The sequence below is a fragment of the Natronosalvus rutilus genome, assembly GCF_024204665.1.
GTDB classification, from domain to species: Archaea; Halobacteriota; Halobacteria; order Halobacteriales; family Natrialbaceae; genus Natronosalvus; species Natronosalvus rutilus.
In genome coordinates, this window is sequence record NZ_CP100355.1 from 2,788,348 (window position 1) to 2,813,631 (window position 25,284).

The 25,284-nt window shown below is 58.2% G+C and carries 32 protein-coding genes; 14 read left to right on the forward strand and 18 right to left on the reverse strand.

The genetic code is table 11. From position 1 onward, the window contains the following. The 10 genes from NGM29_RS13315 (at nt 1) to NGM29_RS13360 (ending at nt 9,675) form a co-directional block, all read left to right on the forward strand. The gene (locus NGM29_RS13315) at nt 1-318 is read left to right on the forward strand and encodes a hypothetical protein (protein ID WP_254156798.1); all 318 of its coding nucleotides are present in this window, start codon (nt 1-3) and stop codon (nt 316-318) included. Further along, nucleotides 315-1,274: a hypothetical protein gene (locus tag NGM29_RS13320; RefSeq protein WP_254156799.1), complete on the forward strand. Its 960-nt coding sequence runs from the start codon at nt 315-317 to the stop codon at nt 1,272-1,274. Before NGM29_RS13315 ends, NGM29_RS13320 begins: the two co-directional genes overlap by 4 nt. Next, on the forward strand, nt 1,268-1,477 hold the full coding sequence (locus tag NGM29_RS13325; RefSeq protein WP_254156800.1) for a hypothetical protein: 210 nt from the start codon (nt 1,268-1,270) through the stop codon (nt 1,475-1,477). Before NGM29_RS13320 ends, NGM29_RS13325 begins: the two co-directional genes overlap by 7 nt. Then, nucleotides 1,477-1,746, forward strand: a complete 270-nt coding sequence (locus tag NGM29_RS13330; protein ID WP_254156802.1) for a hypothetical protein — start codon at nt 1,477-1,479, stop codon at nt 1,744-1,746. The genes NGM29_RS13325 and NGM29_RS13330 overlap by 1 nt, the downstream gene beginning before the upstream one ends. Next, nucleotides 1,734-2,345: a hypothetical protein gene (locus NGM29_RS13335; RefSeq protein ID WP_254156804.1), complete on the forward strand. Its 612-nt coding sequence runs from the start codon at nt 1,734-1,736 to the stop codon at nt 2,343-2,345. The genes NGM29_RS13330 and NGM29_RS13335 overlap by 13 nt, the downstream gene beginning before the upstream one ends. Next, nucleotides 2,345-4,579, forward strand: a complete 2,235-nt coding sequence (locus NGM29_RS13340) for an ATP-binding protein (protein WP_254156806.1) — start codon at nt 2,345-2,347, stop codon at nt 4,577-4,579. Before NGM29_RS13335 ends, NGM29_RS13340 begins: the two co-directional genes overlap by 1 nt. A gap of 309 nt (nt 4,580-4,888) precedes the next feature. Beyond that, the gene (locus tag NGM29_RS13345; RefSeq protein WP_254156808.1) at nt 4,889-5,107 is read left to right on the forward strand and encodes a hypothetical protein; all 219 of its coding nucleotides are present in this window, start codon (nt 4,889-4,891) and stop codon (nt 5,105-5,107) included. After that, on the forward strand, nt 5,088-6,056 hold the full coding sequence (locus NGM29_RS13350) for a hypothetical protein (protein ID WP_254156809.1): 969 nt from the start codon (nt 5,088-5,090) through the stop codon (nt 6,054-6,056). The genes NGM29_RS13345 and NGM29_RS13350 overlap by 20 nt, the downstream gene beginning before the upstream one ends. A gap of 15 nt (nt 6,057-6,071) precedes the next feature. Continuing rightward, nucleotides 6,072-7,667, forward strand: coding sequence for a hypothetical protein (locus NGM29_RS13355; RefSeq protein ID WP_254156810.1), 1,596 nt, complete (start codon nt 6,072-6,074; stop codon nt 7,665-7,667). Then, nucleotides 7,657-9,675, forward strand: coding sequence for a hypothetical protein (locus tag NGM29_RS13360; protein ID WP_254156811.1), 2,019 nt, complete (start codon nt 7,657-7,659; stop codon nt 9,673-9,675). Before NGM29_RS13355 ends, NGM29_RS13360 begins: the two co-directional genes overlap by 11 nt. A gap of 236 nt (nt 9,676-9,911) precedes the next feature. Here the strand turns inward: NGM29_RS13360 and NGM29_RS13365 are convergent, their stop codons facing one another. Continuing rightward, nucleotides 9,912-12,116, reverse strand: a complete 2,205-nt coding sequence (locus tag NGM29_RS13365; RefSeq protein ID WP_254156812.1) for an ATP-binding protein — start codon at nt 12,114-12,116, stop codon at nt 9,912-9,914. Between the two features lie 217 nt (nt 12,117-12,333). On the opposite strand from NGM29_RS13365, the gene NGM29_RS13370 reads away from it, so the two are divergent. From NGM29_RS13370 to NGM29_RS13380, 3 genes are read left to right on the forward strand one after another with little or no spacing between them, the layout of a single operon-like run. After that, nucleotides 12,334-12,873 (forward strand): hypothetical protein, encoded by a 540-nt coding sequence (locus NGM29_RS13370; RefSeq protein WP_254156813.1) that lies wholly within the window; start codon nt 12,334-12,336, stop codon nt 12,871-12,873. Continuing rightward, nucleotides 12,870-13,241, forward strand: a complete 372-nt coding sequence (locus NGM29_RS13375) for a hypothetical protein (RefSeq protein WP_254156814.1) — start codon at nt 12,870-12,872, stop codon at nt 13,239-13,241. The genes NGM29_RS13370 and NGM29_RS13375 overlap by 4 nt, the downstream gene beginning before the upstream one ends. After that, a complete protein-coding gene (locus tag NGM29_RS13380; protein WP_254156816.1) occupies nt 13,231-14,208 on the forward strand; it encodes a transcription initiation factor IIB in 978 nt (325 codons plus the stop codon). The genes NGM29_RS13375 and NGM29_RS13380 overlap by 11 nt, the downstream gene beginning before the upstream one ends. A gap of 169 nt (nt 14,209-14,377) precedes the next feature. Here the strand turns inward: NGM29_RS13380 and NGM29_RS13385 are convergent, their stop codons facing one another. From NGM29_RS13385 to NGM29_RS13450, 14 genes are all read right to left on the reverse strand, one after another. Next, the gene (locus tag NGM29_RS13385) at nt 14,378-15,496 is read right to left on the reverse strand and encodes a tyrosine-type recombinase/integrase (RefSeq protein WP_254156818.1); all 1,119 of its coding nucleotides are present in this window, start codon (nt 15,494-15,496) and stop codon (nt 14,378-14,380) included. Between the two features lie 265 nt (nt 15,497-15,761). Then, complete coding sequence (locus tag NGM29_RS13390; RefSeq protein WP_254156819.1) at nt 15,762-16,175, reverse strand: hypothetical protein; 414 nt, start codon at nt 16,173-16,175, stop codon at nt 15,762-15,764. 176 nt (nt 16,176-16,351) lie between these two features. After that, entirely contained in the window at nt 16,352-16,549 is a 198-nt protein-coding gene (locus NGM29_RS13395) for a hypothetical protein (protein ID WP_254156821.1), read from the reverse strand. A 239-nt stretch (nt 16,550-16,788) separates the two neighbouring features. Then, on the reverse strand, nt 16,789-17,304 hold the full coding sequence (locus NGM29_RS13400) for a hypothetical protein (protein ID WP_254156823.1): 516 nt from the start codon (nt 17,302-17,304) through the stop codon (nt 16,789-16,791). A 203-nt stretch (nt 17,305-17,507) separates the two neighbouring features. Next, nucleotides 17,508-17,723, reverse strand: coding sequence for a hypothetical protein (locus NGM29_RS13405; protein WP_254156824.1), 216 nt, complete (start codon nt 17,721-17,723; stop codon nt 17,508-17,510). Between the two features lie 59 nt (nt 17,724-17,782). Next, nucleotides 17,783-17,959 (reverse strand): hypothetical protein, encoded by a 177-nt coding sequence (locus NGM29_RS13410; protein WP_254156825.1) that lies wholly within the window; start codon nt 17,957-17,959, stop codon nt 17,783-17,785. A 487-nt stretch (nt 17,960-18,446) separates the two neighbouring features. Then, the gene (locus NGM29_RS13415) at nt 18,447-18,644 is read right to left on the reverse strand and encodes a hypothetical protein (RefSeq protein WP_254156826.1); all 198 of its coding nucleotides are present in this window, start codon (nt 18,642-18,644) and stop codon (nt 18,447-18,449) included. Nucleotides 18,645-18,716: 72 nt separating this feature from the next. Beyond that, nucleotides 18,717-18,995: a hypothetical protein gene (locus NGM29_RS13420; RefSeq protein WP_254156827.1), complete on the reverse strand. Its 279-nt coding sequence runs from the start codon at nt 18,993-18,995 to the stop codon at nt 18,717-18,719. Then, nucleotides 18,992-19,198: a DUF7563 family protein gene (locus NGM29_RS13425; protein WP_254156828.1), complete on the reverse strand. Its 207-nt coding sequence runs from the start codon at nt 19,196-19,198 to the stop codon at nt 18,992-18,994. Before NGM29_RS13425 ends, NGM29_RS13420 begins: the two co-directional genes overlap by 4 nt. 133 nt (nt 19,199-19,331) lie before the next feature. Further along, a complete protein-coding gene (locus tag NGM29_RS13430; protein WP_254156829.1) occupies nt 19,332-19,661 on the reverse strand; it encodes a DUF5658 family protein in 330 nt (109 codons plus the stop codon). A 96-nt stretch (nt 19,662-19,757) separates the two neighbouring features. Beyond that, entirely contained in the window at nt 19,758-20,588 is an 831-nt protein-coding gene (locus NGM29_RS13435) for a J domain-containing protein (protein WP_254156831.1), read from the reverse strand. Further along, nucleotides 20,585-20,893, reverse strand: a complete 309-nt coding sequence (locus tag NGM29_RS13440) for a transcriptional regulator (protein ID WP_254156833.1) — start codon at nt 20,891-20,893, stop codon at nt 20,585-20,587. The genes NGM29_RS13435 and NGM29_RS13440 overlap by 4 nt, the downstream gene beginning before the upstream one ends. Continuing rightward, nucleotides 20,890-21,144, reverse strand: coding sequence for a hypothetical protein (locus tag NGM29_RS13445; RefSeq protein ID WP_254156835.1), 255 nt, complete (start codon nt 21,142-21,144; stop codon nt 20,890-20,892). The genes NGM29_RS13440 and NGM29_RS13445 overlap by 4 nt, the downstream gene beginning before the upstream one ends. Further along, complete coding sequence (locus NGM29_RS13450; RefSeq protein ID WP_254156837.1) at nt 21,141-21,740, reverse strand: hypothetical protein; 600 nt, start codon at nt 21,738-21,740, stop codon at nt 21,141-21,143. The genes NGM29_RS13445 and NGM29_RS13450 overlap by 4 nt, the downstream gene beginning before the upstream one ends. 365 nt (nt 21,741-22,105) lie before the next feature. Between NGM29_RS13450 and NGM29_RS13455 the strand changes: the two genes are divergently transcribed. Further along, nucleotides 22,106-22,339 (forward strand): hypothetical protein, encoded by a 234-nt coding sequence (locus NGM29_RS13455; protein WP_254156839.1) that lies wholly within the window; start codon nt 22,106-22,108, stop codon nt 22,337-22,339. Nucleotides 22,340-22,387: 48 nt separating this feature from the next. Here NGM29_RS13455 and NGM29_RS13460 read toward each other — a convergent pair whose 3' ends face one another. Genes NGM29_RS13460 through NGM29_RS13470 form a run of 3 tightly spaced genes read right to left on the reverse strand, consistent with a single transcriptional unit; the run spans nt 22,388 to nt 25,273 of the window. Continuing rightward, complete coding sequence (locus tag NGM29_RS13460; RefSeq protein WP_254156841.1) at nt 22,388-23,530, reverse strand: hypothetical protein; 1,143 nt, start codon at nt 23,528-23,530, stop codon at nt 22,388-22,390. A gap of 2 nt (nt 23,531-23,532) precedes the next feature. Then, nucleotides 23,533-24,618: a hypothetical protein gene (locus NGM29_RS13465; RefSeq protein ID WP_254156842.1), complete on the reverse strand. Its 1,086-nt coding sequence runs from the start codon at nt 24,616-24,618 to the stop codon at nt 23,533-23,535. 46 nt (nt 24,619-24,664) lie between these two features. Continuing rightward, entirely contained in the window at nt 24,665-25,273 is a 609-nt protein-coding gene (locus tag NGM29_RS13470) for a hypothetical protein (RefSeq protein WP_254156843.1), read from the reverse strand. Nucleotides 25,274-25,284 lie beyond the last annotated feature (11 nt).

Here is a 25,284-nt window from a genome sequence, read left to right on the forward strand (position 1 = left end):
ATGCTCTGGATACTCGCACTGATAGCACTCGTCGTCGTGGCCTACTATTGGCACACGCGCGGGCGGATTCCGACGCCCGTCCCTCGGCACCTCGCTCGTCGAGGACGCGACCTCTCGAGTGACGGCCTCATCATAACGGTCTACCGGGTAGCGTTGGTCGTCCTGGTGGTCGGAACGGGGCTGTTTGCCCTCGCAGTCAACCCTTCAGGACTGGTGGCGTTCTTCGCGGCCGGCGTCTTCCTGTGGGCGTTCATGGACGACCTGACGGCGACGCTCGTCGACATCTGGAACGGCGATTTCTGGGTGTTCAAACCATGAAACGCACACTTTCACTCATACTCGCGTCCCTGCTGACGCTCTCGCTGTTCGCAGGTATCGGCCTGCCGGCAGCGGCGTCGACGTCGGACGGCAACGTCACGACGATCGACACCGACCACCCACTCGCGACTGGCGACGCTATTGAAACCTTCGAGGCAGAGGGCTACGTGGAGGGGCACGTCGGCCAGCTCGACATGACGCTCTCGGTAGCGGAGGAATCGGCTGACGCCGGCGTCGACTCGCGTCTCGAGACAGACTTCAACGCGGTCTACCTCCGGGCTCAGTACAACGAGACCATCGACCGGAGCGTACGCGTCTACATCCCGAACGAGTTGTGGTATTCGTACCCCTCACAGGCCGAGCAGTCGATCACGAACGACATCGGGGCCGACTTCGAGCCGACTCGAGAAGGCGAGTACACCGCTGTCACTCTCCATTTCGAGGACGTCGATGAGAACGGCACCGACGCCGTCTTTCGCGTGAGCAAAGAAGCGTCGACGGTCTTCTCGCTCCGGGATACGAGCAGCGGATTCGTCGAGAACGTCACCGGCTACGAACTCCCGACGATCGCCGCCTCGACCGAGTGGCAGTACGCTCAGGATGCGTTCGCGGGCAACGAGTCGACGGTCGCCATCGACCACGACGGCGAGATCGTGCTCGAGTACGACGGCGACGACACGCCCGGGCGAGAACGGTGGCAGACGGTCCCCGACTGTAGCTCATCGGCCGGCGTTGACGCCGTGGTCTGTCAGTACGAACGCCAGGGCGTCGAGAACACAACCTACGTCATGAGTCGGACGTCCAAACCCCCCGCACTCCGGTATACGGACGACCGGTCGTGGCTGGATGGCTTCCGATCGACGGTCATGAACGACCTCGAGGCAGCCCTCGAGAAGGCGATGGACCAAGTCGCCGAACTGCGGCCCGGATTTATCGTGGAGGTACACACATGGTAGACACACCGAAGACAACGAAAGGAATCGTGGTAGCGATCGGCCTCGCACTCGCGGTGGCGCTGTTCCTGTTGACGACTAACCTCTGGGCGTTCATCGTCGGCGTGGCGATCGTCGCCCTCGTGCTGTACGTCCTGTATCTGGTCGGCGTCGGCGGCCACCAGCGACTCATGAACTACCTTTCGGGTACTGGAGGGCGTCGCTAATGCTATCAATACTGATGCTCGTCGTGGTTGCGATCACCGTCGCGTACGTGCTGACGACGCGGTTCCCGAACACGGCCCGGCGCTGGTTCCGACGGTTCTGGGCACTCCGGGCGGTGTTCTTCGGGCTGTTCTGGCTCTCGTTCGCCTGGGTACTCATTGGGAGCGGGGTATTCCCGCTCATGGTCGTCGGGATGCTCGTGTTCTTCATCGCCGCGATGTACATCTTCGTCGAAAACCCACAGCAGGAGGTTCGATCATGGATTCGATAATCGCCGACGAACACGACTTCATCCGCAAGCGCCTCGAGGAGTCGGCCGCCAGTACCGAGACACTCCTCTCGGTTCGAAAGCGACTCCAGGCCATCGGCCCGGACCTCCGACGGGTGTACGACACGAACGGCTACACGAACTTCCTGGTTGCCTACCTCAAGCGCGAACACGAGAAGTACCAGCTTCACCACGGGAACGGCCCGGACAATCACGAATACGAGGAGACGCGTTCTACGCCGACGTGCCACTGTATGGTAGCCTCGTGCCCGATCGGCAACGGCCGGTTGCCGATATCGATCCGGACGGCTGACGACCCCGAGCGAGCCACTCGCCAGTATACGCACGAGCATACTGCTCACCCGGTCGCCTTACACGAGGCTCGCCAGGAGTGGCACTCGCTGTGCTCCGATCTTGAAAGCGAGCTATCGCTCATGAAGATCGCCCTCGCAAAAGACGTCCCTGTCGAGACGCTCGAGGACCCCGAAGCGCTGGCTGCCGACGAGGTAGCGGAGGAAGAGACCGACGACGCCGACGCTGACGACGGTGAGGAGAGCGACGAGGAGACGACCGGACACGATCCGACGACGGTGATGGCCTAATGGTACTCAACCAGTCCACGCGGGACACGATCGAACACGAGCAACGCAAGCGCCGGCGTGAGGCCTTCCGAACCCGGAAGGAAGCGGTCAACACGGCCATCCGGCGGTGTTCTCGAGCGCTCGACCGGGGCGAGACGACGCACTACCAGTACGTCGCCCGGAAGTTGAGCGAGACCATCCTCCCCGGACTTGAGGACCAGATCGACGGCTTGGTCGTCGGCCTCGCCGAAGACCTCGCCGATCACGAGTACTGGGACTACCCGGCCTACCGTCGGTTCACGACCGACGAGACGCGTATCCGTGAAGTCCTCGCGGCTGGTACCCGGAGCAACCGGTCGCGGCTCGCCCTCGAGTCCGCCGGCGTCAGTGACGAACTCGAGACGGCCAAACGCCTCGTCGAGCGAACGTTCAAGACGGCGGTGGCGATCGCCGAGCACCTCGAGGTCGTCACCACGAGCTACACCAACGCCGTCGACTGCGTGGGCCACACGACGAAACTTGGCGTCCACCTCCAGGACTGGGACATGGATATCGGCGACCCGATCAACCTCTTTTCTGACCAGGCCGGCCCGCTCAAGACGTTGTACTGCGGCGGCACCGGAACGGGGAAGTCGACCGGCATGGGTCGGGAGACCGAGGACTACTACCTCCGGAACTTCGTCGACGGAAAGGACATCAAGCTCATCGACCTCGTCGGAATGCGTGACGGCGAGAACTGGTTCTACGACGTCCCCCAACAACAGGAACCGCTCCGGAAGGTGCGCGAAGAACTCGGGCTCGCTCCCGACTTCACCGGCACTGAGTTCGACGAGCGGAAGATGGAGATCCTGCTGCCGCTCACGAAAGGACTCAACGACCAGGAGCTTCCCTTTGATACCGAACGCGGCGAGGACGGCGAGTTTATCTGCCGACCGTTCACCGTGCCGGCGTGTGAGATTCGAAAGCCGTTGCTCGTCTCGCTCATCATGTCTCGAGTGTCCGAGAGCGAGGAGCAAACCATCCGGGAGGTCTACGACGAGGTCGACGCCGACAAAACCGACTGGTCACTCGGCGACATTGCCGAGGAGATTCGACTCCGACCGGAGCTCTCAGATAAGCACAAGGCGAAAGCGATCGGCGTGCTTCGCGGACTCCAGAATGAGGGGTTCATCCGCACTCGAGAAGATCCGTACGCCATCCAGTGGAACGACATCTTCTACGACACCCAGACGATCACGGTCTTCTCACAAGCGTTCTGCCGGACGGAAATCTCGAAGGTGATGGCGTTCGCCTATTTGTGCGATTCCATCCTCGAGCAACGCAAGCAGGACCCGTTCGTCCCCGACTGCGGCGTCATCATGCGGGAGTTGTGGAGCGTGGCGCCGCACAAACAGCGCCAGAGCTTCGACTCGCGCGTCGCGGCCATCCAAGAGGCGATCGGGCAGGTGTTGATGCGAATGTTCCGCGAAAACCGCCACTACGGCGTCCACGTCTTCGCTGACACCCAGCAACCGAGCGACCTCCTGAAATCAATCCGGGAGATGTTCAATCGCTACGTCGTCTACGGCGCGAACTACGACACGATCGACGATATCATGTCGTGGACGCAGAACAACCGGAAGAAAGCGTTCTGGGGGACGATGAGCGCCCGGCGTGGCGAGGCTGGCGTGATCGGGATGGTCGAGCCGGCCGTCGAGAACCACCGCATCGAGTTCGTCTCACCCGTTCGGTACGCGCCACCGAGCCATCACCACCGCGACGCAGCCGTCGACAAGACGGGATGGCACGGGCGGGTGCAGTACCTCGAGAACGAGGAGCTACGCGCCCCGGCGGACGTCGACGGCGTGATCTGGGACGACGAGATCCACCCGTCGCTGGTGATTGATCCGTTCAACGGCGACGGCACTGAGTCCGACGGCGTCTATGACCCCGAGGCGACGCCTGCAAAGGCGTTTGCCCAGCAATGCCTCACTCACGAGTGGGACAAACGCATCAAGAAGAGCGACGTCTACACGGCGTTCCACGAGTTCGTCGTCGCCCACGGCCACGATCGTGACCGATGGGACTTCGAGCACCGGGGCGTCCAGTCCCAGTTCGGGTCGGCCATGAAGAGCGTTATCGAGGATGAGATCACGAATACGAAGATCGACGGCGACATGGCCTACCGAAATCTCCGCTTCACGAGGAAGGGGAAAGAGTTCCTCGAGGAGGCCACTGTGGACATCCAGAGCGCCGCCGAGCCGATCCACTCGTAGCGAACTACTCCGAACGTAATTCGAAGGTTTTGCGAATCAAAACCCATAGCAGGCGCGGCGTTCACGAACGTTCGAACTAACAAAGCACCGGGCTACTTGTACCAGTAATATACGCGCGTATCATGCGCGCCCCCGATCAAATTAGACCGCATGACAATTCTTCACCCACACACCACCCTGAGCCTCGAGGCCAGCTCCCGGACGAAAAATTCCCCGGCGAACTCTCGAGGCGATCGTCCGCCACCCCCTCCATTTCGTTTTGGAGGTATCGACATCGAAGTACTACAACGAAGTTCTAAGCAATCCAACATGGAACTGACCGGAACCACAAACTATCCACTGTCCTGTCCCGATCCGATCTGGGACGAGTTCAAGACGAGTTTCGCGACTGCCGACGTCAACGTCAACGAGGCGCTGGTCGCGACGCTCGCTCGAGAGATCGTATGGACGCGCGGCGACGAACTGCCCGACGACCAACTGGCGGCCTACCTGGAGTTGATCTCTGATTATGACCACCGACGCGAGTAGCATCAATCAGCGGCATCGCCGGCGGTATCTCTCGGGGACGTACAACTCCATCGACGAGATCACCGACCCCGGGACAGTCGCGGACGAATCGAGCGGTAAGTGGCGCGAGTACATCGTCAACAACAAGCTCTGGGTGTTCCTGACCGCCCTGCTCGCGGTGGGCGTGTTCGTGCTCGCGTTCCGATGGATCGCCACCACGATGGGCAACCTGCTCTCGAATCGATGGGCACAACTCGCCCTCGGGGCGTTCGTGCTCGCTGCTGTCTCGTACTACGCCGGTCGGCGCCACCAACTCGGCGTGTTCACGAGCGTCGACGAGTTCGTCGCCCAGGGCGAACACGAGAACAAGCGCTACTTTTGCGAGTACGTCACCGACACCGATGGAAAGAACGAGCGCGTCGAAGTCTACAAGGGCTTTACACGGTTCGGAAACCCGGGTTCGAAGCTCAAAGTCCGGGATTTAGATCCGGAATGGGCACGTCTCGCCCAGTATCGAGGGTACGACGCCGACGACCCGGCGCCGATCTCGATCCATCGCGAGCTCGCAACGGTCAGCCACACCGAGTTCGGCACGATCGTCGCCCAGCCGACCAACGGCATCGACGCCTTCGAAGGCGGCGGGAAGTCTGTTCTCGAGGCGACCATCCCGGATATGACTCGGGAGAACAAGGTGCCGACGCTCAAGAAACAACTCGAGGAGAAAAAGAACCAGGTCGACGACCTCGAGGACAAGATCCAGACGCTCACCGAGCAGCGCGACAAAGCCTACGAGATGGCCCGGAAGGCCCAGGACGAAGTCCTCGATCCGTTCATCGACCGCGTCGACCGGGTGATGGGCGTCCGGGACCGCCGGCGCAACCGCTCGAGTGACGATAGCGAGGGGACACTCCTCTCGAGAGAGCCGACGGCCGACGACCTCGGGACCGACATTCAGATCGAAGACGACTGAGGAGACGAGATATTCATGCATACACCTACTGCACTAGCGATAGCACTGCTTCTTCTCGTGTCGCTGGCGGCGCCTTTCGCGGGCATCGTCGGCGCACAGGAGATGACTGACCACCCGGAGGCCAACCTCCACATCGAGCAACCCAGCTATATCGACTCCGACGTCGCCCGCCAGACCGATAACGGGACGACGATCTACGAGGCGCGGGGTGAGTCGGTGACGATCGTGCCGACGAACCTGGACCGGCAGAACATCACCGGTTACGGGAAGGACACCGACGCCGGATCGTTCACCTTCGACGATAACCTCGAGGTATGGACGCTCGACGTCGACGGCGAAACCGGGACGTTCGAACTCTACTGGCTCGTCGAGGAACCCGTCGAAGACGAGAACGCGACGGGCACTGAAACCGTTCGCTACGAGGCCACCGTCCGGCTCTCGGACACCGACGGCGTCTACCTCACCCAGTCCGAGTACGAGAATCGCCAGGACATGGTCGACCTCGGAGAAAAGGCCGATGCCGTAGTCAACGACCTGAAAGGGCGCTGGCTTCCGTTCTTCGATACCTCGGGCGATGCCGGCGACGTGATCGACCGAATGGGGTCGGTTGCGGCGACCATCGGGAACCCTCTGAACATGTTCTCGTCGGGGTATCTCGGCTTCCACACCCTGTTGCTCGTCTCACTCGGGGCGATGCTGGCAGCGCTCCAGTACCTCGGGTTCTTCGCGTGGGTCGTCCACAAACTCCGGGGCCAGAACCACGACTTCGAGCAGAACGAAGCCTACGAAGGCGAGATTGCCGAGCGACAACTCGAGGTCGACGAACGCGACCGCCTGAACAAACTGGCAAACATGGACTGGTTCGATATCTTCGAGGACGACCACATCGCCCGGGCGTTCCGTGACCACCTCGGGGAGACCGTCCTCGGCGGGTGGATTCGACTGAACGCCGCTATCCGGCCCCGGAACGTGGTTCGTGACCGACTCCAGGCGATGGGTCAGTCGGGGTACGTCGCTGTCTGTACGTTTGATCGGTCCCTCGAGATCGACGATGACGACGAAGACGTGCTCGAGCCAGTTCTCGAAAGCGTCGACCTCGTGCGAGAGGACAGCGTCGACGTCGATACGCTCGACGAGCGGGAAGCGATCGCCCCGCTCACCGAGGCCGCTGGCGACGCGCCGTGTGATCTCGAGGCCATCCTCGGGACGGTCAACTGGTGTCACGACGAGCTGGTCGCGTTCGACTTCGAGAACGCCGATGTGAATCCGACGCGACTCGAGACGCCGATCGAAACCCTGGATCTCGAGACGTTGATCGAACGCCTCGACGCCGACATGACTCACTTCGAAGACGAAGAACAGTACGGCGAGTACCTGCATTCGTTCGTCGCGAGCGTACGCGAGCACCCGTTCACCGAAGACGACGGGACGCCCGACGAACTCCGGTACATCTTCAACAACCTGCTCCAGGCGGCCCAACTCCTCGAGGACCGGTACGGATTCCCCCTCGGGGACTACCAGAGCGACGCCTTCGAGACGGCCGTCGACAGCTACGACCGGTCGGCTCGAGCGGCGGCGTACTCCGAGGAGGTGAGCACCGGTGCGGCCTGAACTCCTCCAGAGCGGCGTCCCCGAGTTCACTGCCGGCCAGAAGTGGACCGGCGTCGGCGTCCTCGTCGGGATGGCGGTGCTCTTACTGTTCATCTGGTATCGTAGCCGGTTTGCCGGCCTCAAACCCTCGAACGCCGAGCACAAGGACACGCTGTGGACGCAACTGTACCACCGTGATCCGTCGACCTACCGTCTTCCGGCCGGCATCGACGTCGCTCGTCACCGGGACGCGATTCTCGAGACCGTCACGGATCGGGAAAGTATCGACCGGCGAGCGGCGACGGTCTCGGGCGGCCTCGGCGAGGTGCGTTCGACGCTCTCGTCGACGGTAGGCCCCGTGATCGATCGACTTCCCCGGCCGGCACGGCGGTCGCTCGGGCTCGCCGTCCTGGTCGCCATCCTCGGGGCGCCGGCTGTCTCGACGGCCGCGTTGCTCGAGTTCCTGAGCTCGGAGACCGATCGACCCGGCGGCCTCGAGGCACTCTCGATGATCGCCGACGCGACGGTCACGGTGGGAACGCTCGCCGTCGACGTCGTGTCGTCGTTCCCGTACGCCGGGACGCTGTTCGCATTCGCTCTTTCGGCGGTGCTCATCGTCGGTGAGTGGCTGTTCACTCGCTGGTGGCTCACTGTTGCCCTGCTGGCCGGCGGTGCAACGGCGATCGTCGTCTTCGACCATTATCGGACGCGAGAGGCCGGTTCGAAGGATGGTCTCGAGCGTCGAACCCTGGGGGTAACGGCCGTGAAACGGGTGTCCATCGTGTGGATCGCCGGCGTCGTGCCGACGGTCATCGGATCGGGGCTCGAGAACGCGGTCCCCGGTGGCCCGCCGGTCAGTCAGTACGGGGCCGTCCTCGGACTCGTGGTGGCGTTCGCTATCGGGTTGTACTATCTGGCGCTGACGGTCGCCGAAGCGATCACGGGTGTACTGGAGGCCGCTCGTGAGGACGTCACGATCGGTGACGGTCGACAGTTGGCCGATCACCCTGCCCTCGAGGGCGCCGGCTACGATCACCACGAGGCCGCCGACGGACTCCTCGATCGGCTCGAGGCGACCGGTCGGAACTGGCGCGGTAGTCGTGTCGACTGGGCGCTGGCCGGTTCGCTTGCCGTCCGGCGAGTCCTCATCGGGACGTGGATGCTGGCGGCGCCGTTGCCGCTGGGGTACTTCCTCTCCGGTGTCTCGAGTGGCGCGTACGTCGACGTCGGTCGGGCGCTGGTTGCCGCCGATACCGGGATTCAGGCGCTCGTACTCGCGTGCGTCCTCGCCCCGATCGCCGTCGTGGCCTACCTCGGACGGGACTCGATGGACACTCTCGGCCTCGGGCTTCGCGAAGCGTGGTCACGTCGACGCGTTCGCCTGGCCGCCCTCCGACGGGGCGTCCCGATCATGGCGGTCGTCGTCGCGACGGCGATCGCGTACTCGCTGCGGTTCCCCTTGCCGATGGCGATCGGTGTGGGTGTCGCGGTCGGTCTCGGGGCGCGGTTGGCCTACGAGGCGCTCATGAGTGCAAAGTACCGGATCTCGATGTTCGAGGCCCTGGAGGCCGTCGAGAAGGACGTGCTTCTCGAGGCCTACGTACTCGAGGACGCCGGCGGGACGACGCGATATCTCGCCGTCCTCAACAGCGACGTTCGCGTACTCGCAGACACGCCCAGTAACCTCGTCCACGCCGTGTGTGACGTCTATGACGACGTGAGCCGTGGCGAGGACGTCACGACGCGTCCGCGCTGGCGAGCGGAGTACGCCCTCCGGTTCGGTATTGTCGACGCCGAGGAAGCGGACGCGAAGATCACCGAGCGCATCCGAAAGCGGTGTCTCGGGGAGTTACGTGACGAGAAACAGGAGTGGCTGTCCGTTCTCGAGGACCGGGTGCGTGAGTACCCGTCCGAGGAGTTCGAGAGCTGGGTTCGCTGGGGCCGGCGTCACGGTGTACTGTCCGTGAGAGAAGATTCGACCGGGGAGACGGTTGTTTTCCTCGAGCGCGACCCCTGGAGGCGATCGTGATATTCGTCACGCTCGAATTCGAGTAACGATGCCCGCCGACCCCACGATACTCGAGACAGCCATCCTCGCCATCGCGATCACGGTGACCGCCTACGCGACCGTTCGAGACCGCCTTTCGAGCAACCATCCCGGTCGAAGAGGCCAAAGAGGACTAGCTGCCCGGCGAGTACCTCGCCCGATAGAACAGAGTGGATAACGGAACCTCGATGACGTAGACGTCAGGCCGCGGGTCAATCCTACCTCTGACGCCCGAATCTTTCTGCCTCTCCTGCAAACATGACGTCTCTCAAAATGCGTTCGACGAGGTCGTCATGGGAGAGGTCATCGTAATCATCGTACCGCTCTCGCAATTGGGCCTCCTGCCCTGCAGTAAAGTAGAGATCTAGTTTCTCGTCGGCCTCTGCGGCCGGTACAGAATCGGCTGCCGTACTTATTGCTGCCGACTCACTCGTAACCTCCGACTCCGACTCGGTACCAGAAACCACGTCGTCAGACGAGACGTCGCCCTCCGTCTCTCGAGACGACCCTTCCTCGGCGGTTTCCCTAGCCTGCTCTCTATCGTCCTGAGAGTCCGAAGAGTCCGACCCGGGCAGGTATTGGTCAACCTCTTCTCGGGATTCAACGACGGTGAGGTCGTCAATATCAATCCCGTACGTCGATTTGAGAGCAGCCACATAGGTTGGCCATTTCCACGCCGTCATAGCGCTCTCTGCAAGGCGAATCTCGTGCCGGGCATGGGCCTCGGCCTCCTCCGAGATGTCCTCGATCACCTCTTCGACTTTCGTCTCGAGGTCATCAACGTCGTCGAATTCGAATTCGTCTTCGGGACCCGTATCGACCAGTGTGAGGCGCTGTTTCTGGTCGCTCTTATAGTTCTCCTCGAAGTGACGTTCGAGTTGACCTTTGAACGATTCATCGACACAGTCGTACTCATCGGTATAGAGCCACTCGCTACGTTTTTCTTCGGGATCCCAGTCGTCGGGGGGCGTCCAGAGGTCTAGTCGCTCTGTTTCCGCTATGGTTCGGTCCTCAGTGGGTGGCGTATGGACACCGAGGTACGCGGGTTGTTTGCTTTCGTGGAACGCCGCGGGGTGAGCAATTCCCAACTTAGCGTGGATCGCGACGTGGTTTTTGAACTCGGCTGTTTCTGGATACTCCCAATTCCGACTGGTCGAGGGGCTTCGCCCGGGTTTGTGATCACTATCGATGCGCTGGCGACCGCGATAGTTGTAAACCTTCCATTCCCCTTTGTTATCCGCGTAGGGACTGTTCTGGGGATATGGCTTGAGGATGGGAATGGGTACTTTCCCAGTTTTCGCGTCGAAGTATGCCCGTGTCGCGTTCTTGATCTTCCGGTAGGCTTCCCTTGCCATCTCGTCGTCCGGATTGATTCCGGTCTTTGACGTGTTGAACGGGAGGTCCTCTGCACTTTCCGTGGACCACATGTCGGCACGGATGACGAGTCGTTTGTCACCCGTGGCGGGGTTAAACTGGTTCAGCCCGCCCCTGACACCAAATCCAGCTTCCTCGTCAGTACGGTTTGAGAGTATTTTCCGACCGTTTGCATACAACGTAACGCCGGACTCGTCCGAATCGGCTTTTGTTTTCAGCCCGACCCGGACGTCCATCATTACGTCGCCTTCGTAATCCCCGGTCGAAGGCCGGAGAAGAAGTTTCGGGTAACACCGCGGATAGAGGCCGTCGAACGGGGACCAGCTCAGTGAAAGGTCACTTTCGGCGGTAAGCGGATCACCGTTGATGGAGATGTTTACCTGAACGTCACGGGACTCAGGGAGGTCGTCGGAAATATATAGGTCGTACGTGTCCGCGAGATATTCGTCAAGCGGCTTTTCGACATCATCGGAGACATCATCGGCACCCATTTCCCGCCCCCAGGCGAATTTCAGATCCTTGATCTCGATGACGGTAGTGCCCTTGGATTCAGAGAGATCTTCGTGGGCCTCGAGGTCGGTGATTTTGGATACGGAGTATTCACGCTTCTCCTCATCGTGAAGCCACTCGTCGATATCGATGGTGAGTTCGGATCCAGCGTCAGCCAGCTCGAAGCGTGTATATACCGTAAGTTTGTGTCCAAGCGCGACTGATGCGCGTTTGAGGCCGATGCCTGCCCAGCCGATGGAATCGTAGTGGTCTTCACTTTGGACACTATCACCGAGGCTGAAAATCGCTTCCAGGTCTTTGGGTGGTATCCCGCCACCGTCATCGAGGATTCGGAGAGTGTTGGTGGTTTCGTCGTACTCGATATCGATGTTGATCTGGTCTCGGAACCCGTAGCGCTCTTGTGCGTCGATTGCGTTGTCAACGAGTTCACAGATTGCCCCACGAGTAGAGATTTCTTTGGCTAAGTTGGCCCATACCGCCTTGTTTGCCCCGAATGTGACCTTTTCCGGAATTTTATGTAGGTTGGCGTCGTTAGTCATAATACCCCTGAGCGTCTCTTAGTGTGGACCCTCACAATAACTATTTAGTGATACAACTTACTTAAACCTTAGCCAGATGGCTAAGGCATGCTACCAACTATCATAGATAGGCCATCTGCACAATCTGTGCTAATCAGTAGCACGCGACATGGGTGGTTCAGGGCCGGATCTTAGGCTAGCGTTTATATATTCATCATGGCTAAGAATTGCGTGCTAGATGAGTTCGAAAGGTACCAACGGTCACCCTAAAACGTCCCTTAGTGGCGTGGGGGCGATCTACAACGCCGCCAGGGGGCGGTACACCACCGAAACCTCCTGCCTCCACCGACTGTGGCGCCAACGCTTCCCCGGTGCCCGTATGGAAACCGAGGCGATGCTCGGCACCAAAATGGTTGGGCGCAACCCCGCACACTGGACGCGCGGGTGTGGCGCACGCCACGTGGATCTCATGTCCCCTGTTTGGTCGGCGAATCCGCCGTATCGCATCGTTGAAGCGAAACGTTTCGTGACGCCGGGCAACCTCGACGCGGCTGTCGGGTCGCTCGTTCTCGAACGAGCGCTCCTCGAGGCCGAGTCCAACGTCGCGCCGCATGAAATCCACCCCGTGGCGGCCTTCGACGGCGCGGCGTTCGACCCTTACGGTGACATCCCCGAGACGATGCGGGTCATGGTCCAGTGCATCGACGAACTTGGCATCACCCTCGAACTCGCCACCGGTAACGGGTTCGTTTCCTTGAACGAGGTGGTCGTACGGTGACTACCGTAGACCTCGGTGTCCTACTCCGCGAAGCTGACGACATGGGCGTCTCCACCGTTGTTGCAGAACGAACTGAACTTGCCCACGGCGAACTGGCGCTCATCATCTACGGTGATGACGAGGCGAAGAATCTGCTGTCCTACCAACTCGCCGCCGTCGACTCCGTTCGTGTCCTTGGCCACCAGTACCGCCTCACGGCGAACGCTATCTCCGCATCACTTCGGACAGCGGATTCAGCAGAGGATGACCTGCTCCTCCTCGACGACGAGCGGAACCCCGCAAGCGGCGTCCTAGCGCTCGCCCAGCACGCCGCCGTACAGGAGGCACAAGCCGGGTACGGGGAGGTGACGGCTATCCATGGCGAGTGATCCACGGGACGACTCTGCTACGACGGATCCTGGTCTAGCGGCCCCTGGCAACGCCTGTCCGAACTGTGAGCCTGGAATACTCGAAAGCGGGCGCAGTGAGACGTACTGCGACAACTGCGGGTACACGGTCAACACCACGAACATCGACCCCGGCCCAGAGTGGCGCGCATTTGACGACGACAGCGAGGACCCATCGAGGGTGGGGGCGCCGTCGACACCTACACTTCACGACAAAGGCCTTTCCACTACTATCGGTCACTCGACCGACGACCAGCAACTCGGTGGGGATCAAAATGGTGACCGCCGCCAGCGGAAGTTGAACCGCATCAGTCAGACGCGCAACAGCCGAGAACGTACCCTCAGGGAACTACTATCGGAAAATAAGCGCATGTGCGACGCCCTCGAGTACGGGAAAAACGTCGAGGAGACGGCTAGTGTCATCATCCGGAAGGCAGTTGATGAGGAACTCCATCTAGGCCGCTCGATAGAGGCAGTCGCATCAGCAGCTGTCTACGCGGCTGCACGTATCGATAGCCGTCCGTGCGCGTGGGAAGACATCGTCATCATCTCGCGCCTGGAGGACGAGGGTCGGATAGTACGCACATACAAGGCGTTGAACCGCGAACTTGCCCTCGAAGTCGAGCCCCCCAGCTACCGCACCCACGTTAACCCTGTCGCCGAGAAACTGAACACTGCGATCAACCTCGCTGGTGACGAGGAAGATGACAATATTGATGAGGAACCTGGGAAGGTAACGCGTGAGGATCGCCTGGCCGCACAACAACTTGTAGAGAAAGCACAACAGACAGGGGCCGCGTCCGGAAAAGATCCTCGCTGTCTCGCGGCAGCAGCGATCTACGTAGTTCTTGAAGACGAGTTCACCCAACGGGAGTTCACCGAGTACGCGGCTATCTCACGACCGACACTCCAGAAACACGCCGCTGAACTACGCGACCTACAGGATTGATTCTTCCTTCTAAGTGTCTTTTCCGTCAAGAGAGATGTCTGAACTGACATGTATCTCATACTGTAACCCATGTCCGTCTGGGCGATGGTTTAGCACCTCCTATCAGCACGACTGTCGCAACCTATCACCGCCCAAGATAGTTTCAACAAGGCCGCTGGATCGAACACTGTCATTCGTCGTCGAACACCTCGCTCACGTCTTCACCCAGCTCACTTGCTTCGATATGAGAATACATCTGCGAGGTCGTCTTCGGATCGGCGTGGCGGAGCATCCGTTGAGCGGTCGCGGCGTCGCGCTCGCGAAAGAGCGTTTCGCCGACGCCTCGACGAGCGCCGTGTAGCGTGAGATAGTCGCCGTCCTCGAGGTCGGGGATGTCTGCCTCCTCGGAGAACCGTTTCAACAGTGTGCGTACGCCCGATGTCGAGAGCGACGGCGGTTCGATGCCGGTCTCGAGGACATACTCCCACGGATTGCCCTCCGGTTTCTCGTGTCCGGCGTCATCGATCGCCCCGTACAGCGACGGAGGATGCCGAGAAGGGAAGACCGGCCACCCGTCGGCCGGCGGGTCGACGATCTGGTACAGCCGCTCGAGAGGCGCGACCGCCTTCGACGTGAGTGGCGTCTCTTCGCGTTGCTGGTTCTTCCCCAGGACGGTGATCGTCCCGTCCTCGAGGTCGACGCTGTGCCATCGGAGGCCGTTACGCCGGACGTCGTTCCGGTCGGCGAGGATCTCGGCGCCGCGTACGCCCGAGTACGCGAGGACGGTGACGAGCGCCCGGTCACGAACTTCCTCGATAGCGTCCGATCCTTTCTCGTCGATCGCTTCCCGAGCTCGTTCGTCGACGTAGTTCACGATCGCCCGGCGCTGCTCGACGCTCCAGAACTGTTGATCGCCGCTGTTCGAGGACGGACGCGGCGGCATGTCGTCTTTCGCGACCTGTTTCTCCGCCGGGTTCTCCGCGAGGTAGTCATATTTGACTGCCCAGGAGAGGAACGCCGACACCTGGTTGTAGTAGGTCCACGCCGTCGAGGCGGCGATTCCGCCGTCGACGTCCTCCGACTGGCCCGCTTCGACGCGCCGATCGAGATGGGCGGCGTAGTTCCCCATCGTGCGTTTGCTCACGCCCTCGAGCGTGTCGACGCCACGATCGTCACACCAACTGATCCACTTCTCGAGCACGCGGTCGAGATTCTTCGCGTAGTTCCCCGACTGGCGCTCGAGGAACTCTGCCTTCGCGTCTTCGAGCCGTTTTCCCTGGGGTGCAGGCCCTGAATTGCTGGTTTCCATCGAGTCAGCTTCATAGACAGCGGCGACCCTAGTAAATCCACCGCAGACTATTGGTCTAATGTGCTGTGTGCTGTTGTCGTTTGTCGGACTGTGGTTTCAGGCTTTGAGAGTCTCGAAATCGTGAGATTAGCGGGTTTTGCAGGGACCAGTATATCGTATGTCGCCATATGTTTTGGTTGACTCCATCCCTAGATACGAAACGGCAAGAAACCAACGTCTGACGCTTGTTAGCTCACGGATAGGAAACGGAGGGGTTTGAGGATTGTTACTCTCTTCGGAATTTCACCGAGAACTTGAACTCGTCAGGGGTACCCCCTGATCTCTTTGCTTTTATTGCGAGAACATAATCCCCATCATGGAAGTAGGGGTGCTCATCCTCGTTGGTGATGGTTGTGGCATCCTTCAGTCGAGATGAGTTCTCTGATCTGAATTCCCACCATACGTTCTCATCTTCCTCGAAAAACGCCACTTCCTCTTTAGGAAGGATATACGCCCTGATGTTGGTGTTGGGGCTTCGAGCTATTGCCCGAATCACCCACGTTTCCTTCTTGTTAGGATCAACGTCGATATCCCAGTACTTCAGAGGGTCATCTCGCGGAAGTGTTACTGTCTCGTCGATCTGGTACTCAGGGCGGTCCGGTCCGTTTCCGCGACCGGGATTCTCGGGTTTCTGACTCATACAGCATACGAGCTTTGTAGCGGTATCGTATTTAAACTGCCGCTACCGGAGTGAAAGTGTTCGTTCCAGACTCAGGTCCAGTATCACTCGTTCTAGTCGATCGTTGCAAATCTCATCGTCGATAGTCGAAGGACTATCTTTTCGGTGTAGGAGAACTGTGCCAAGTTATTCCTTCTTCAAGCGAACGTTACGACCCCGCCTGCTCCGGTTCCCCCCTCCCCCCCTCCGTCCGAGTCCTCTTCGACGCGATCTCGAGCCCGGGACGCTCGACCCGCCTCGGTCGCCGGCCAGTCCTTGCGTCGGAACTCGCCCGGGTGTTCGGTGTTGACGTGCTCGGCGAGCTCGGCAGCGCCGCCAGTCGAGTGCGAACACACCGGTGATGGACAAACGAAGGATCGTAGTGTCATTGATGCCCTATTGATTTCCAGCACCTATTTGCACATCGTCTCGGCGCCGAGTATATCGCAAAACAGGAGTTCACCCGTTCCGAGTATCCCGAACACCAAGAATGCTATCAGTAAGAGAAGCGCGAGGACCGCCGCTGCAATATTCTCCATAGACTAACATTGTTCTCATGATACATAATAACTGACCAACTCGTCCGGGCTATCGATCACAGCCAGTCCACCTTTTCTCGTTCACGTTGCTGCGCTTCAGAAGAGAATTTATAATCCTCATCGCGAGATGGAACCGGCCCTAAACGATCGAACTCGTACGTCTGGAACTCATGTTCCTCAGAGGTTTCGTAAACACCAAACGGCCCGTACTTCTTTGTCGCAGTGACAGTCGTATACCGAACTCTGTATAATACCTCTTCATTCAAGAAGTACACGAGTTCCCCCTTTTTCGCAGGGATACTGCCACCTGCACTTAGATTCCCTTTTATGGGTGCCCCCCGCTCACACTCCACAAATACTTCGACCTCATCTCTTGATGCGTAGACATCAGTATAACCATATGAATTAGATGAATATACGGTATGTTCAAGTTTGATATCGTTGGTCTCAAATCCAAATCCTAGGAGCCATTCAATGGCGAGATTTTTCATTTGAACGTGCTCCTTTGATTCGGACTTATGCTGGTCAGTAACGTACGGCCAAGAATCAGAGACCTCGAGGTTTTTCGTCATTCTCTGCTATTTCTCCTCAGAACATGTTCCCGACCCTTATCTAAAACTAGTTCTGTTCGCCGGACGCTCATGGCCCTACAGTTTGAAACCGGTCGTCGTCTTCACGACACTGGTAACAGACGTCGATCATCTCGTCTACGTTGAGCGGAATTCGGGTTTGTGCATCTCGCTCCTCGCACACTTCACAGGTCCCGAGCTCGTATTCACCGGACATCTTTTACTCTCCATACACCCGAATCGTTTTCTACCAGGCCCTGCGTCTCAAGTCGAGAGAGGGATTCTTTGACTTCTTCTGGTTCGTATCCGTATTTAGATTGCATCGTGATCTTTAGACTCTTCTCGGTGTTCTCCTGAATGGGGACGCTCGCGATCTCCAGATTCTTCAATATCCTATCTTCGAGCAGTTGTGTGTTGGTCATGATTCGCGTATTGTTGCCAATCATGAATAAATCTGCCCGCTCGGTTTATTTCAGGCCGGTCACTCCTTCGTCGACGACATGATCTCGAGCCACGGGTCCCGGTTCGCTTCCTCGATCCGCTCCAGGGCGTGACGCTCGCAGTAGTACTCGGTGCGCTGGGTGACTCGACGTCGGTTTTTGACGTTGAACCGGTAGTCTGTGGTCCGGTCGCAGTCACGCCACTCGCACGAGAGCATACACTCCGTTCGCAGTACTGGATTGAAACAGTCCGCCTCGGTGCGAAAGTGGAGGGGATGGCCTTTGGAAAACTCGTCCAGGAAACTAATCACTTAAACCAGATGTCAGAGGAAACCGGTGTGCAGGGCAAGAAGTCAGTAGCGATCCAAGCCATGACCATCCAGCCCGCACACCGGCGTGTGAACTTTCCACACGATTCGATTTGATTCTTTTTTGCGGTGAGTTAGACTGTCCAGATTGTGGATCGGTCTCGAAAAGGTGTGTCTGGCTCGATGCGATCGCGCTTTGAACCCCCTTAGCCGGCGTCGGTGTGTGAGGAAGGTGATGGGAGTCCGACGCCGTTTTTGGTATCGTCGTGGCAACGCCGCCTTAGGCGCTCGAGTCCCGATTTCGTGGAACTACTCCGGTTCGGTAGGCGCTCGAGCCGACGCGCCGAGGACCGCTTCGAGAACTTGCACTCGAGAGCCAGCGTGGATACTGTCGCGGTCAGGGAGTCTGTTCGATACGCGATGCGTCTAAGGGCGTCCAGGGGTCCGTCTCACCGTTCTCGTACTCGCTACAGCCTTCGACGCGGAAGCGCCCGTTCCCGATCGCCTCGATGGTGAGTCGCCGGGCGCACAGTTCGGTGAGTGTTTCTTCGGTCAGTTCGCGGTCCATCTCGTCGAGTGGGATTCTATCGTGCATCGTCGTCCTCCGTTTCGAGTTGTTCGATCGCCTGTTCGACTTCCTCGTGAGTGGCCTCCGGGTGGTCGTCGCTCATGCCGGCACCTCGCTGGCGTCGTCGTGGACGGCCGCCTGGACTTTGCGGGCGAGCTCGCCCATCGGCGTGTCCGTCTGCGATTTGCGGTGATACCGCTCGATCACCTCGAGCGGGAGCAACCCGAACTCACTGGGGTCGCGAAGCCTGTTCGCGATGCGTTCCGTTGAGTAGTAGATCGACTTGTCCCCCGGGTAGTGGAACGACGCGACGACGTCGTTCCCACAGACTGCGAGTTGCCAGTTGAACCGGCCGTTGTCCTCGATGACGCGTCTCATTGGCCGTCCTCCTGGCGCGTAAAGTCTGGATTCGAACCGGCGCCGCGCTGTAGATCTCGGAGTGGCGTGCAGGCGGGACACGCGAAGAGGTCGACACCGTTGGAGCCGAACACGCGGACGGTCCCCTCGAGGACGCGCGTCTCGCAGTTGAGACAGCGGTTCCCGGTGAGATCGGCGCCGTAGACCGTCGGGACGGTGCTCACACGACCACCCCTTCAGGTCGTGGGAGTACCATAATCGCCAGTAGGAGCGTGATCACTACGATTACGGCCAGCGCCTCTACCGGGAACGTCGCCATCAAGGCGCCGGCGGCGAACGCGGCAGCAAGATCGACCCTCACGCGACCACCCCGATGAGGTAGACGTTGAGACAGACGGCGACGAGCCACGGCGCGGCCAGTGCCGCCGGAACGATTGCTCGGTACTGTTTCTCGAGGACCGTCCGGCACGCCAGGGCGAGACAAACCGTTCCGAGTTTCATCACCACCATCCCGGCCATCCCGTAGCCGTCGATCACGTCGCTCGCGATCGGGTTCGATTCCGTGAGGCCAGCCTCAAGTCCGTGGGCGGTCGTGGCGATGTCAGCGACCAGCGCGATAGCGACGAGGCCCCACATCGCTCGATCCAGGTCGATTTCCAGGAGGTCGACGGTGTGCGTCTGGATCATGGCCGAATCGCCTCCGGAAGGCCCGTCCCGCAGTAGGGACACCGCGTGTTCAGCCTGTGGACCGTGCTCGAGCACGACGGACAAGAGAGCGTCCGGTTAGGCATCGGGAGATACCTCCTCGAGAAGCGTCTCGTACGCCCCTCTCACGCGCTTGAACTCTTCCTCTGACCCGCCCTTGTCGGGATGGGCGGTCTGCATCTTCTCGAGGTACGCCCCTCGAATCTCTTCGGCACCGGCGTCGCGACCGACACCGAGCACCGCGTACGGCGAGGGCGCTGCGGGTTCGGAGTCAGCACTCGGGAGTCGGAGTTTCCGGTACTCGCTCTCGGCGGTGACCGTCCCGCGCTGTTCCTGCATCCGCGTCTCGTGGAGGTAGTGGTACAGATCCTGGGCGTTGTCCCGAGGGTTGTCCCAGCGGTCGCACGCGGCCGCCATCGACTCGCCGTCTTTCGTGAAGTAGACGACGACGCCAGGGTGATCGAAGGACGCTCGCGCGTAGGGTTTGTTGGGATTGGTTTTCTGGTGTTCGGCGCCGCTCTCGAGTTGGACGTCCGTCACGCCCGGCCAGCGTGCCAGCTCGTCGAGGACGTTCTGGAACGCCTCCGAGCGCGTGACCTGGAAGCCGCCGGGGTAGGACTGGCGGTCCTCCGGGGCCGTTCGCGAGAAGGTGTCGGGCCAGTCGATCGGCTCGCCGCCGTCAGTGACAAGCGGCTTCTCGAGCATGATCCGATAGACGCCACACGACGAGCCGCCCCAGCGCTCGAGCATCCCTTCGTCTTCGAGTCGGGCGAGCAGGCGCCCACCGATCCGACCGTCGATACCGAGTTCGCGTTTGACCTGCGTGGTACTCACGCACGCCTGCCCGTCCCGATCGCGTTCGCGGACGAGATCGCGAACGTCCTCGAGATGGTCGTCGTAGATGGTCATCGAACCACCCCTTCGGCCGCCTGGCGCTCCCACACCGGCCTCTCGGTAGGACTGGCCGTCTCGTAGGCGTCACGCGGGCCAGAGTCGGTGAGCTTCACCACGCGCTCGAGGAGACCGATTGCTTCCAGGTCCTCGATCATCCGGTAGATCGTGGCCGTCGACCACTCGACCGCGCCCTCGAGTTCGCCTGCCGTCTGGGGCTCGTCGCAGGTCGAGAGGTGAATCCAGAACTTCGACCGGTTCGGTTTCACGAACGCGAGTCGATCCGGGAGATCGCCGCGTCCGCAGTACTCGTCGGGGTTCATCGGTCCGCCTCCGTGGGGACGTAGCTTGGGCGGACGCCGCGGGGTCCCATGCCCCGGACTTGTTCGAGGTCACCCACGTCGGCGAGTGCCGAGACGTACCGGCGCGTCGTCCCCTCGTGGAACTCCATCGCCTCGGTGATCGTGGCCGCCGCGACGCCGCCGCCGTAGGCGTCCGTCTCGCCGTCCTCGTAGAGGCGCGTGATGGTCTCGAGAGTTCGCTGGTGGCGGTGGCCGAGTGCGGTCTGGCTCATCGGCCACCCCCGAGTGCCGCTGGTGCGTCGTCGATCGTTGTTCGTTCGTGCTCACCGTTGAGCCGCCGGAGGAGATCGTCGTTCCGAAGGTCGTCGTTCTCGTTCCAGACGTCGCCGTTCTCGTCGATCGTCCGGGAGACGTACGGTGCGTCGGCGCCGGCGCTCGCGGGCGTGACGTACTCGGTTCGGTCGCCACGTTCGATCACCAGGACCTCGTCAGTCTCGAGGCGCGAATCGGGGTGGTTGGGAGAAGGGTCCGAGACGGGTGCCTCTGGTAAGGCTGAGGAGGTTGGACCCGTTTCAATCTTCTCAGATGATGTAGATGAATCAACCGGTTCCCCTAATATTTCGCGCTCGCGAGCGTCCAGGGCTTCGGTGATCTGGCTCTTCGGTGGGTCGAAAAACGACTGGTTCGCAAGCCGCCAACCGGCCAGGCGCTCGATAGAGTCGATGCCCCGGATCACGGCCAGCGCCGTGTCCGGTTCGTCCATCCGGATGAAGCGGACTGGGTCTTCGTCGGCGAGTTCGAGGACGCGATTGTGGGTGTTCCGATCGAGGTTGAGACTCGACTCGGGCACGTACGCGTGAACGCTCATCGATCTGCCACCTCCGAGAGCGGCGTCTCGAGCGTGCGTGACGTGCGTGCTGAAAACTCGACGTCGATGTGGACTCCTTCAGTGTCCGAGCGGCCGTACCGGCGGACACCGTTCTCTGCTTGTGTTTCGTTCCCCGCTAGTTTAAGGGGATTGGCGCTATATTCTCGCATGGTTCTGCGTATCCTTCCAGGGGTACACGAACCGACCCGCGCCAAGCCCTAACTTGGCGTTTCTACGGCGCGATTGCACCGTCGAGTGGCTCGTATGGATAGTTCGTTCGTTTGGAGGGTCTTAGTTCTTTCTAAAAATAGTATATACTATATTTAGTAAGTAACTTATCGGTGGCCGTATATACCACATCATGTATGAATGATGCCGCTGAAGCAGACGTAATGTCATCTGGCCGGGCGCTACTGACCGACCGTGAACGGGATATTCTTGCTGGAGACGCTAATGTGAAGGACAACTACCGGTACAAGGTTGAGTCGACTGCTCGTCAGCGTGTCCGCGATCTCAAGAAAGACGTCGACGTCTTGCGAGAGAACTACCCGGAGATATTCAAGGAGATCGAGCGCGCAGTGTGTGAGAATGTTGAGTAGGCTGTCTCCAACAAACCTCAAACCAATTGTGATTGAACGAATGGAATGTCAAAAATCATTCACCCCTGATTCGTAACCACCTCGAGGCTGAAACTGGTCTTCGACTGTTTCAAAAGCCATTTCAGCCTTTTTATTCTGTATCCTAGAATCGAAAATTTTTGATTTCACGCTGTGTTTCAGGCCAGCTGTAGTATTCCCTTGTTTATACATCGCCCTGAAGTCACGGTTTTCGTGTATGTCATCCGAGTCACCGTATATGAGAATTCCCGATTTTTTGGCGATTTCTAGCAATTCATCAGCTCGGCTATTGAACACAGTGTCCTTCTGCTCTCCAACAGGTCCCACTAAACATAGGTCTCTAAATCTGTTTAGAAAGTCATCTCGGTTGAATTCCCTGGGTTCGTCAACTTCCCCATGTTGTTCTGTTAACAGAGACATCAGAGTTTCCTGAAGAGAAATTATTGGGGGTGCCTTCAACGATAGATATACGTCCCTATTTTTTGCTTCTTTGTAGTCAATACCGTCAGACAATGGACTATGTAGCTTTCCGTGTTCAATAGTCCCATCTTCATATCGGAGCACATATTCCTTCTCTGCGTCCTCACCGTCTTCTGGTTCATAGTCGTCATCTACCGTACAGATTGCATATTCATCGGGAGCACCATGCTGAAGATGTCTGAATTGAACATCAGGATACTCTTCTTTTAGAGTTACAGTGAGATACTGGACGTGATTCACTTCCTTGTCACTATGGCCAATCTGCTCGAGAAGTTCCGTTTCGTGGCCGCCAACGATGTTTACAATTTCATTGATCCTGGTGGGCCAAAGATCACTATTTTCACCGCTTGGCTCACAAACCACAAAACACAGATTTGCTTCTCTACGGTTTGTTTCTGTGAGTAATAGATCTGCAGGATTCGGAGAGATCTCACAAAGTGGATCAGTAAAGCTAACTTCGTACTCAGTCCGATAGCCATCTTCATTGTCCGGATGAAAAGCATCCTTCACCGCTTTAAACACTTCAAATGCAGGCTTTATTTCGTTCGTGAACTCCGACTCTACGAGATCTAATGCTGACCCGTCACTAATCTCGTTATATTCTGCTTTGTATTGTTCTCGAAACCTCTCCTTATCACTTTCTAGTAAATCTGTGAAGGTGTTAGAGGTATCAACAGTTTCGGGCCCCCGCATCTTCAAACCTCCATCGGCTCGCAACTAGCGTCAAAATGGTCTTGCACGAAATTGAAAACTCGAAATTGAGGGTCAATATCGTTCCCATCTATCGGATATACACGTATGCTTTTCCAGTTGCCTTCGATCTCAGTCCGTCCAAATTTATCTTCATCAATGACTTCGGCACTAAACCTAGAATTAGTCGGGTTTGAAAATTCAGACAACCCAAACTTCCATCGATCCTCAGAAAGTCGAGACTCAAACCCTTCTAGTGGGTCTCCAGAGATGGGTTTTGTCAGGTCTATTTCCCATGGTTTTGTGGATGATATTCTATGATCAGGATAGACCCCGCTTTCAACTGAGTGTGCCCCACCAGAATTTATTGCACGTTTCAGTATGAGCTGGCGCTCTTTCTGTGACTGGAACAAGTCCCATGCCTTTGTTATAGTTCCCTTCTGGTGTGTGATAATCCCTTCCTGCTTGAGCCCAAATTTGTATTGGTCGGGCCTTTCAAATCGTATATTCGTTGGAAGAATCCCGTATTTCTTCCTCATTTCTTTATAGGTTTTCCTCCCATCGATGGCCCAATAGGTCATCGTTCTGGTCACATCTTCTCTTTTCTCTGCAGGGACGTCGGAATACTTGGAGCGGTGTCCTGTGAAAAACGGAATAATTACATCGGGGTCCTCACGAACAACACGTGCCCTCATCGAGTCCATCTCCTGCATAGATATCCAGAATCTACCAATATTTGGCTGTGAAACTATGAATTTCTCAATTGTATCTGGCATTTCTTCAGATATATTAGCAGTTGTGATAAATAACGGAAAGTCATCGTCGTAGTAAACGTAATAAGGAATGGCTCTTCCGTCGGAATTTGCAGAGAGCAGTTCAAGGTTTTCCTCTTCCTCTCCCCAAATACGTTCAAAATTGGATTCGATTGCTGCGAAGAATTCTCTTCTCGTGTTAAAATTATTAACAGACCCAATTATATTGACATTCCTTCCTACATCCTCAAGTACATCATTTCTATCGACGTATTCGAATAGATTCCGCTCATCGGAGAAAGCTTGCCCACTAGCATCTAGAAAGTCAAATTCTGGCATAGATCGTGTCTCTTGCCTTGTACTCGATTAGTATCACCAAAGTAACTTAGTCTCTACTATTTTCGGTGGAACATTCGTCTAACCAACCTTCGCCAAAAAGAGAGTTCCGATCGTCAGCCAAATCCTCAATCTCGTCCCATAATTCATTTTGGTCAACCTCTGGAATGCTATCTCCTGATCGAACCGAGGATATTATTCCTTTATAATTCAGGACTTTTGTATAGAATCCCACTATCTTTTGAATATCGTTGGGTTTGAGTAAACCAATATTATCAACGTTGGATTCAAACACTAATGTCGGGATTGACTCTGTAGGCGGCATCTCTTTCGGCTTTAGATAATCCTCTGTTGAGGCTGAAGGCTTACCGCGAGCATTCATTGTATCCTTACAAGTCTCGATTCCACTCATACCACGGATTTCCGATTTTAAGGCCCTCAGCAACTTTTTCCGCTCAACTTGCTGTCTAACAAGATAGGTTGCAAGTCCACCGCTGAGAACTGTAACAGCAATCCTAAGCCAATTAGGAATCCATGCAATGGAATCGGCTAACGATTCAAAATTTGAGGAATTTGCGCCCGCAGTTTCATTTACTGCTTGAATTAGAAGATCCATCTTACAGGGATTTAGAGCTGTACTTGAGTAATAGTAGGTCACGATCCATACGT

Bases quoted from the DNA above. Each gene is read 5' to 3' on its own strand.
- NGM29_RS13315 (WP_254156798.1), top strand. From the start codon at position 1: ATGCTCTGGATACTCGCACTGATAGCACTCGTCGTCGTGGCCTACTAT.
- NGM29_RS13320 (WP_254156799.1), top strand. From the start codon at position 315: ATGAAACGCACACTTTCACTCATACTCGCGTCCCTGCTGACGCTCTCG.
- NGM29_RS13325 (WP_254156800.1), top strand. From the start codon at position 1,268: ATGGTAGACACACCGAAGACAACGAAAGGAATCGTGGTAGCGATCGGC.
- NGM29_RS13330 (WP_254156802.1), top strand. From the start codon at position 1,477: ATGCTATCAATACTGATGCTCGTCGTGGTTGCGATCACCGTCGCGTAC.
- NGM29_RS13335 (WP_254156804.1), top strand. From the start codon at position 1,734: ATGGATTCGATAATCGCCGACGAACACGACTTCATCCGCAAGCGCCTC.
- NGM29_RS13340 (WP_254156806.1), top strand. From the start codon at position 2,345: ATGGTACTCAACCAGTCCACGCGGGACACGATCGAACACGAGCAACGC.
- NGM29_RS13345 (WP_254156808.1), top strand. From the start codon at position 4,889: ATGGAACTGACCGGAACCACAAACTATCCACTGTCCTGTCCCGATCCG.
- NGM29_RS13350 (WP_254156809.1), top strand. From the start codon at position 5,088: ATGACCACCGACGCGAGTAGCATCAATCAGCGGCATCGCCGGCGGTAT.
- NGM29_RS13355 (WP_254156810.1), top strand. From the start codon at position 6,072: ATGCATACACCTACTGCACTAGCGATAGCACTGCTTCTTCTCGTGTCG.
- NGM29_RS13365 (WP_254156812.1), bottom strand. From the start codon at position 12,116: ATGACTAACGACGCCAACCTACATAAAATTCCGGAAAAGGTCACATTC.
- NGM29_RS13370 (WP_254156813.1), top strand. From the start codon at position 12,334: ATGAGTTCGAAAGGTACCAACGGTCACCCTAAAACGTCCCTTAGTGGC.
- NGM29_RS13380 (WP_254156816.1), top strand. From the start codon at position 13,231: ATGGCGAGTGATCCACGGGACGACTCTGCTACGACGGATCCTGGTCTA.
- NGM29_RS13385 (WP_254156818.1), bottom strand. From the start codon at position 15,496: ATGGAAACCAGCAATTCAGGGCCTGCACCCCAGGGAAAACGGCTCGAA.
- NGM29_RS13390 (WP_254156819.1), bottom strand. From the start codon at position 16,175: ATGAGTCAGAAACCCGAGAATCCCGGTCGCGGAAACGGACCGGACCGC.
- NGM29_RS13400 (WP_254156823.1), bottom strand. From the start codon at position 17,304: ATGACGAAAAACCTCGAGGTCTCTGATTCTTGGCCGTACGTTACTGAC.
- NGM29_RS13405 (WP_254156824.1), bottom strand. From the start codon at position 17,723: ATGACCAACACACAACTGCTCGAAGATAGGATATTGAAGAATCTGGAG.
- NGM29_RS13410 (WP_254156825.1), bottom strand. From the start codon at position 17,959: ATGCTCTCGTGCGAGTGGCGTGACTGCGACCGGACCACAGACTACCGG.
- NGM29_RS13415 (WP_254156826.1), bottom strand. From the start codon at position 18,644: ATGCACGATAGAATCCCACTCGACGAGATGGACCGCGAACTGACCGAA.
- NGM29_RS13420 (WP_254156827.1), bottom strand. From the start codon at position 18,995: ATGAGACGCGTCATCGAGGACAACGGCCGGTTCAACTGGCAACTCGCA.
- NGM29_RS13430 (WP_254156829.1), bottom strand. From the start codon at position 19,661: ATGATCCAGACGCACACCGTCGACCTCCTGGAAATCGACCTGGATCGA.
- NGM29_RS13435 (WP_254156831.1), bottom strand. From the start codon at position 20,588: ATGACCATCTACGACGACCATCTCGAGGACGTTCGCGATCTCGTCCGC.
- NGM29_RS13440 (WP_254156833.1), bottom strand. From the start codon at position 20,893: ATGAACCCCGACGAGTACTGCGGACGCGGCGATCTCCCGGATCGACTC.
- NGM29_RS13445 (WP_254156835.1), bottom strand. From the start codon at position 21,144: ATGAGCCAGACCGCACTCGGCCACCGCCACCAGCGAACTCTCGAGACC.
- NGM29_RS13450 (WP_254156837.1), bottom strand. From the start codon at position 21,740: ATGAGCGTTCACGCGTACGTGCCCGAGTCGAGTCTCAACCTCGATCGG.
- NGM29_RS13455 (WP_254156839.1), top strand. From the start codon at position 22,106: ATGAATGATGCCGCTGAAGCAGACGTAATGTCATCTGGCCGGGCGCTA.
- NGM29_RS13460 (WP_254156841.1), bottom strand. From the start codon at position 23,530: ATGCGGGGGCCCGAAACTGTTGATACCTCTAACACCTTCACAGATTTA.
- NGM29_RS13465 (WP_254156842.1), bottom strand. From the start codon at position 24,618: ATGCCAGAATTTGACTTTCTAGATGCTAGTGGGCAAGCTTTCTCCGAT.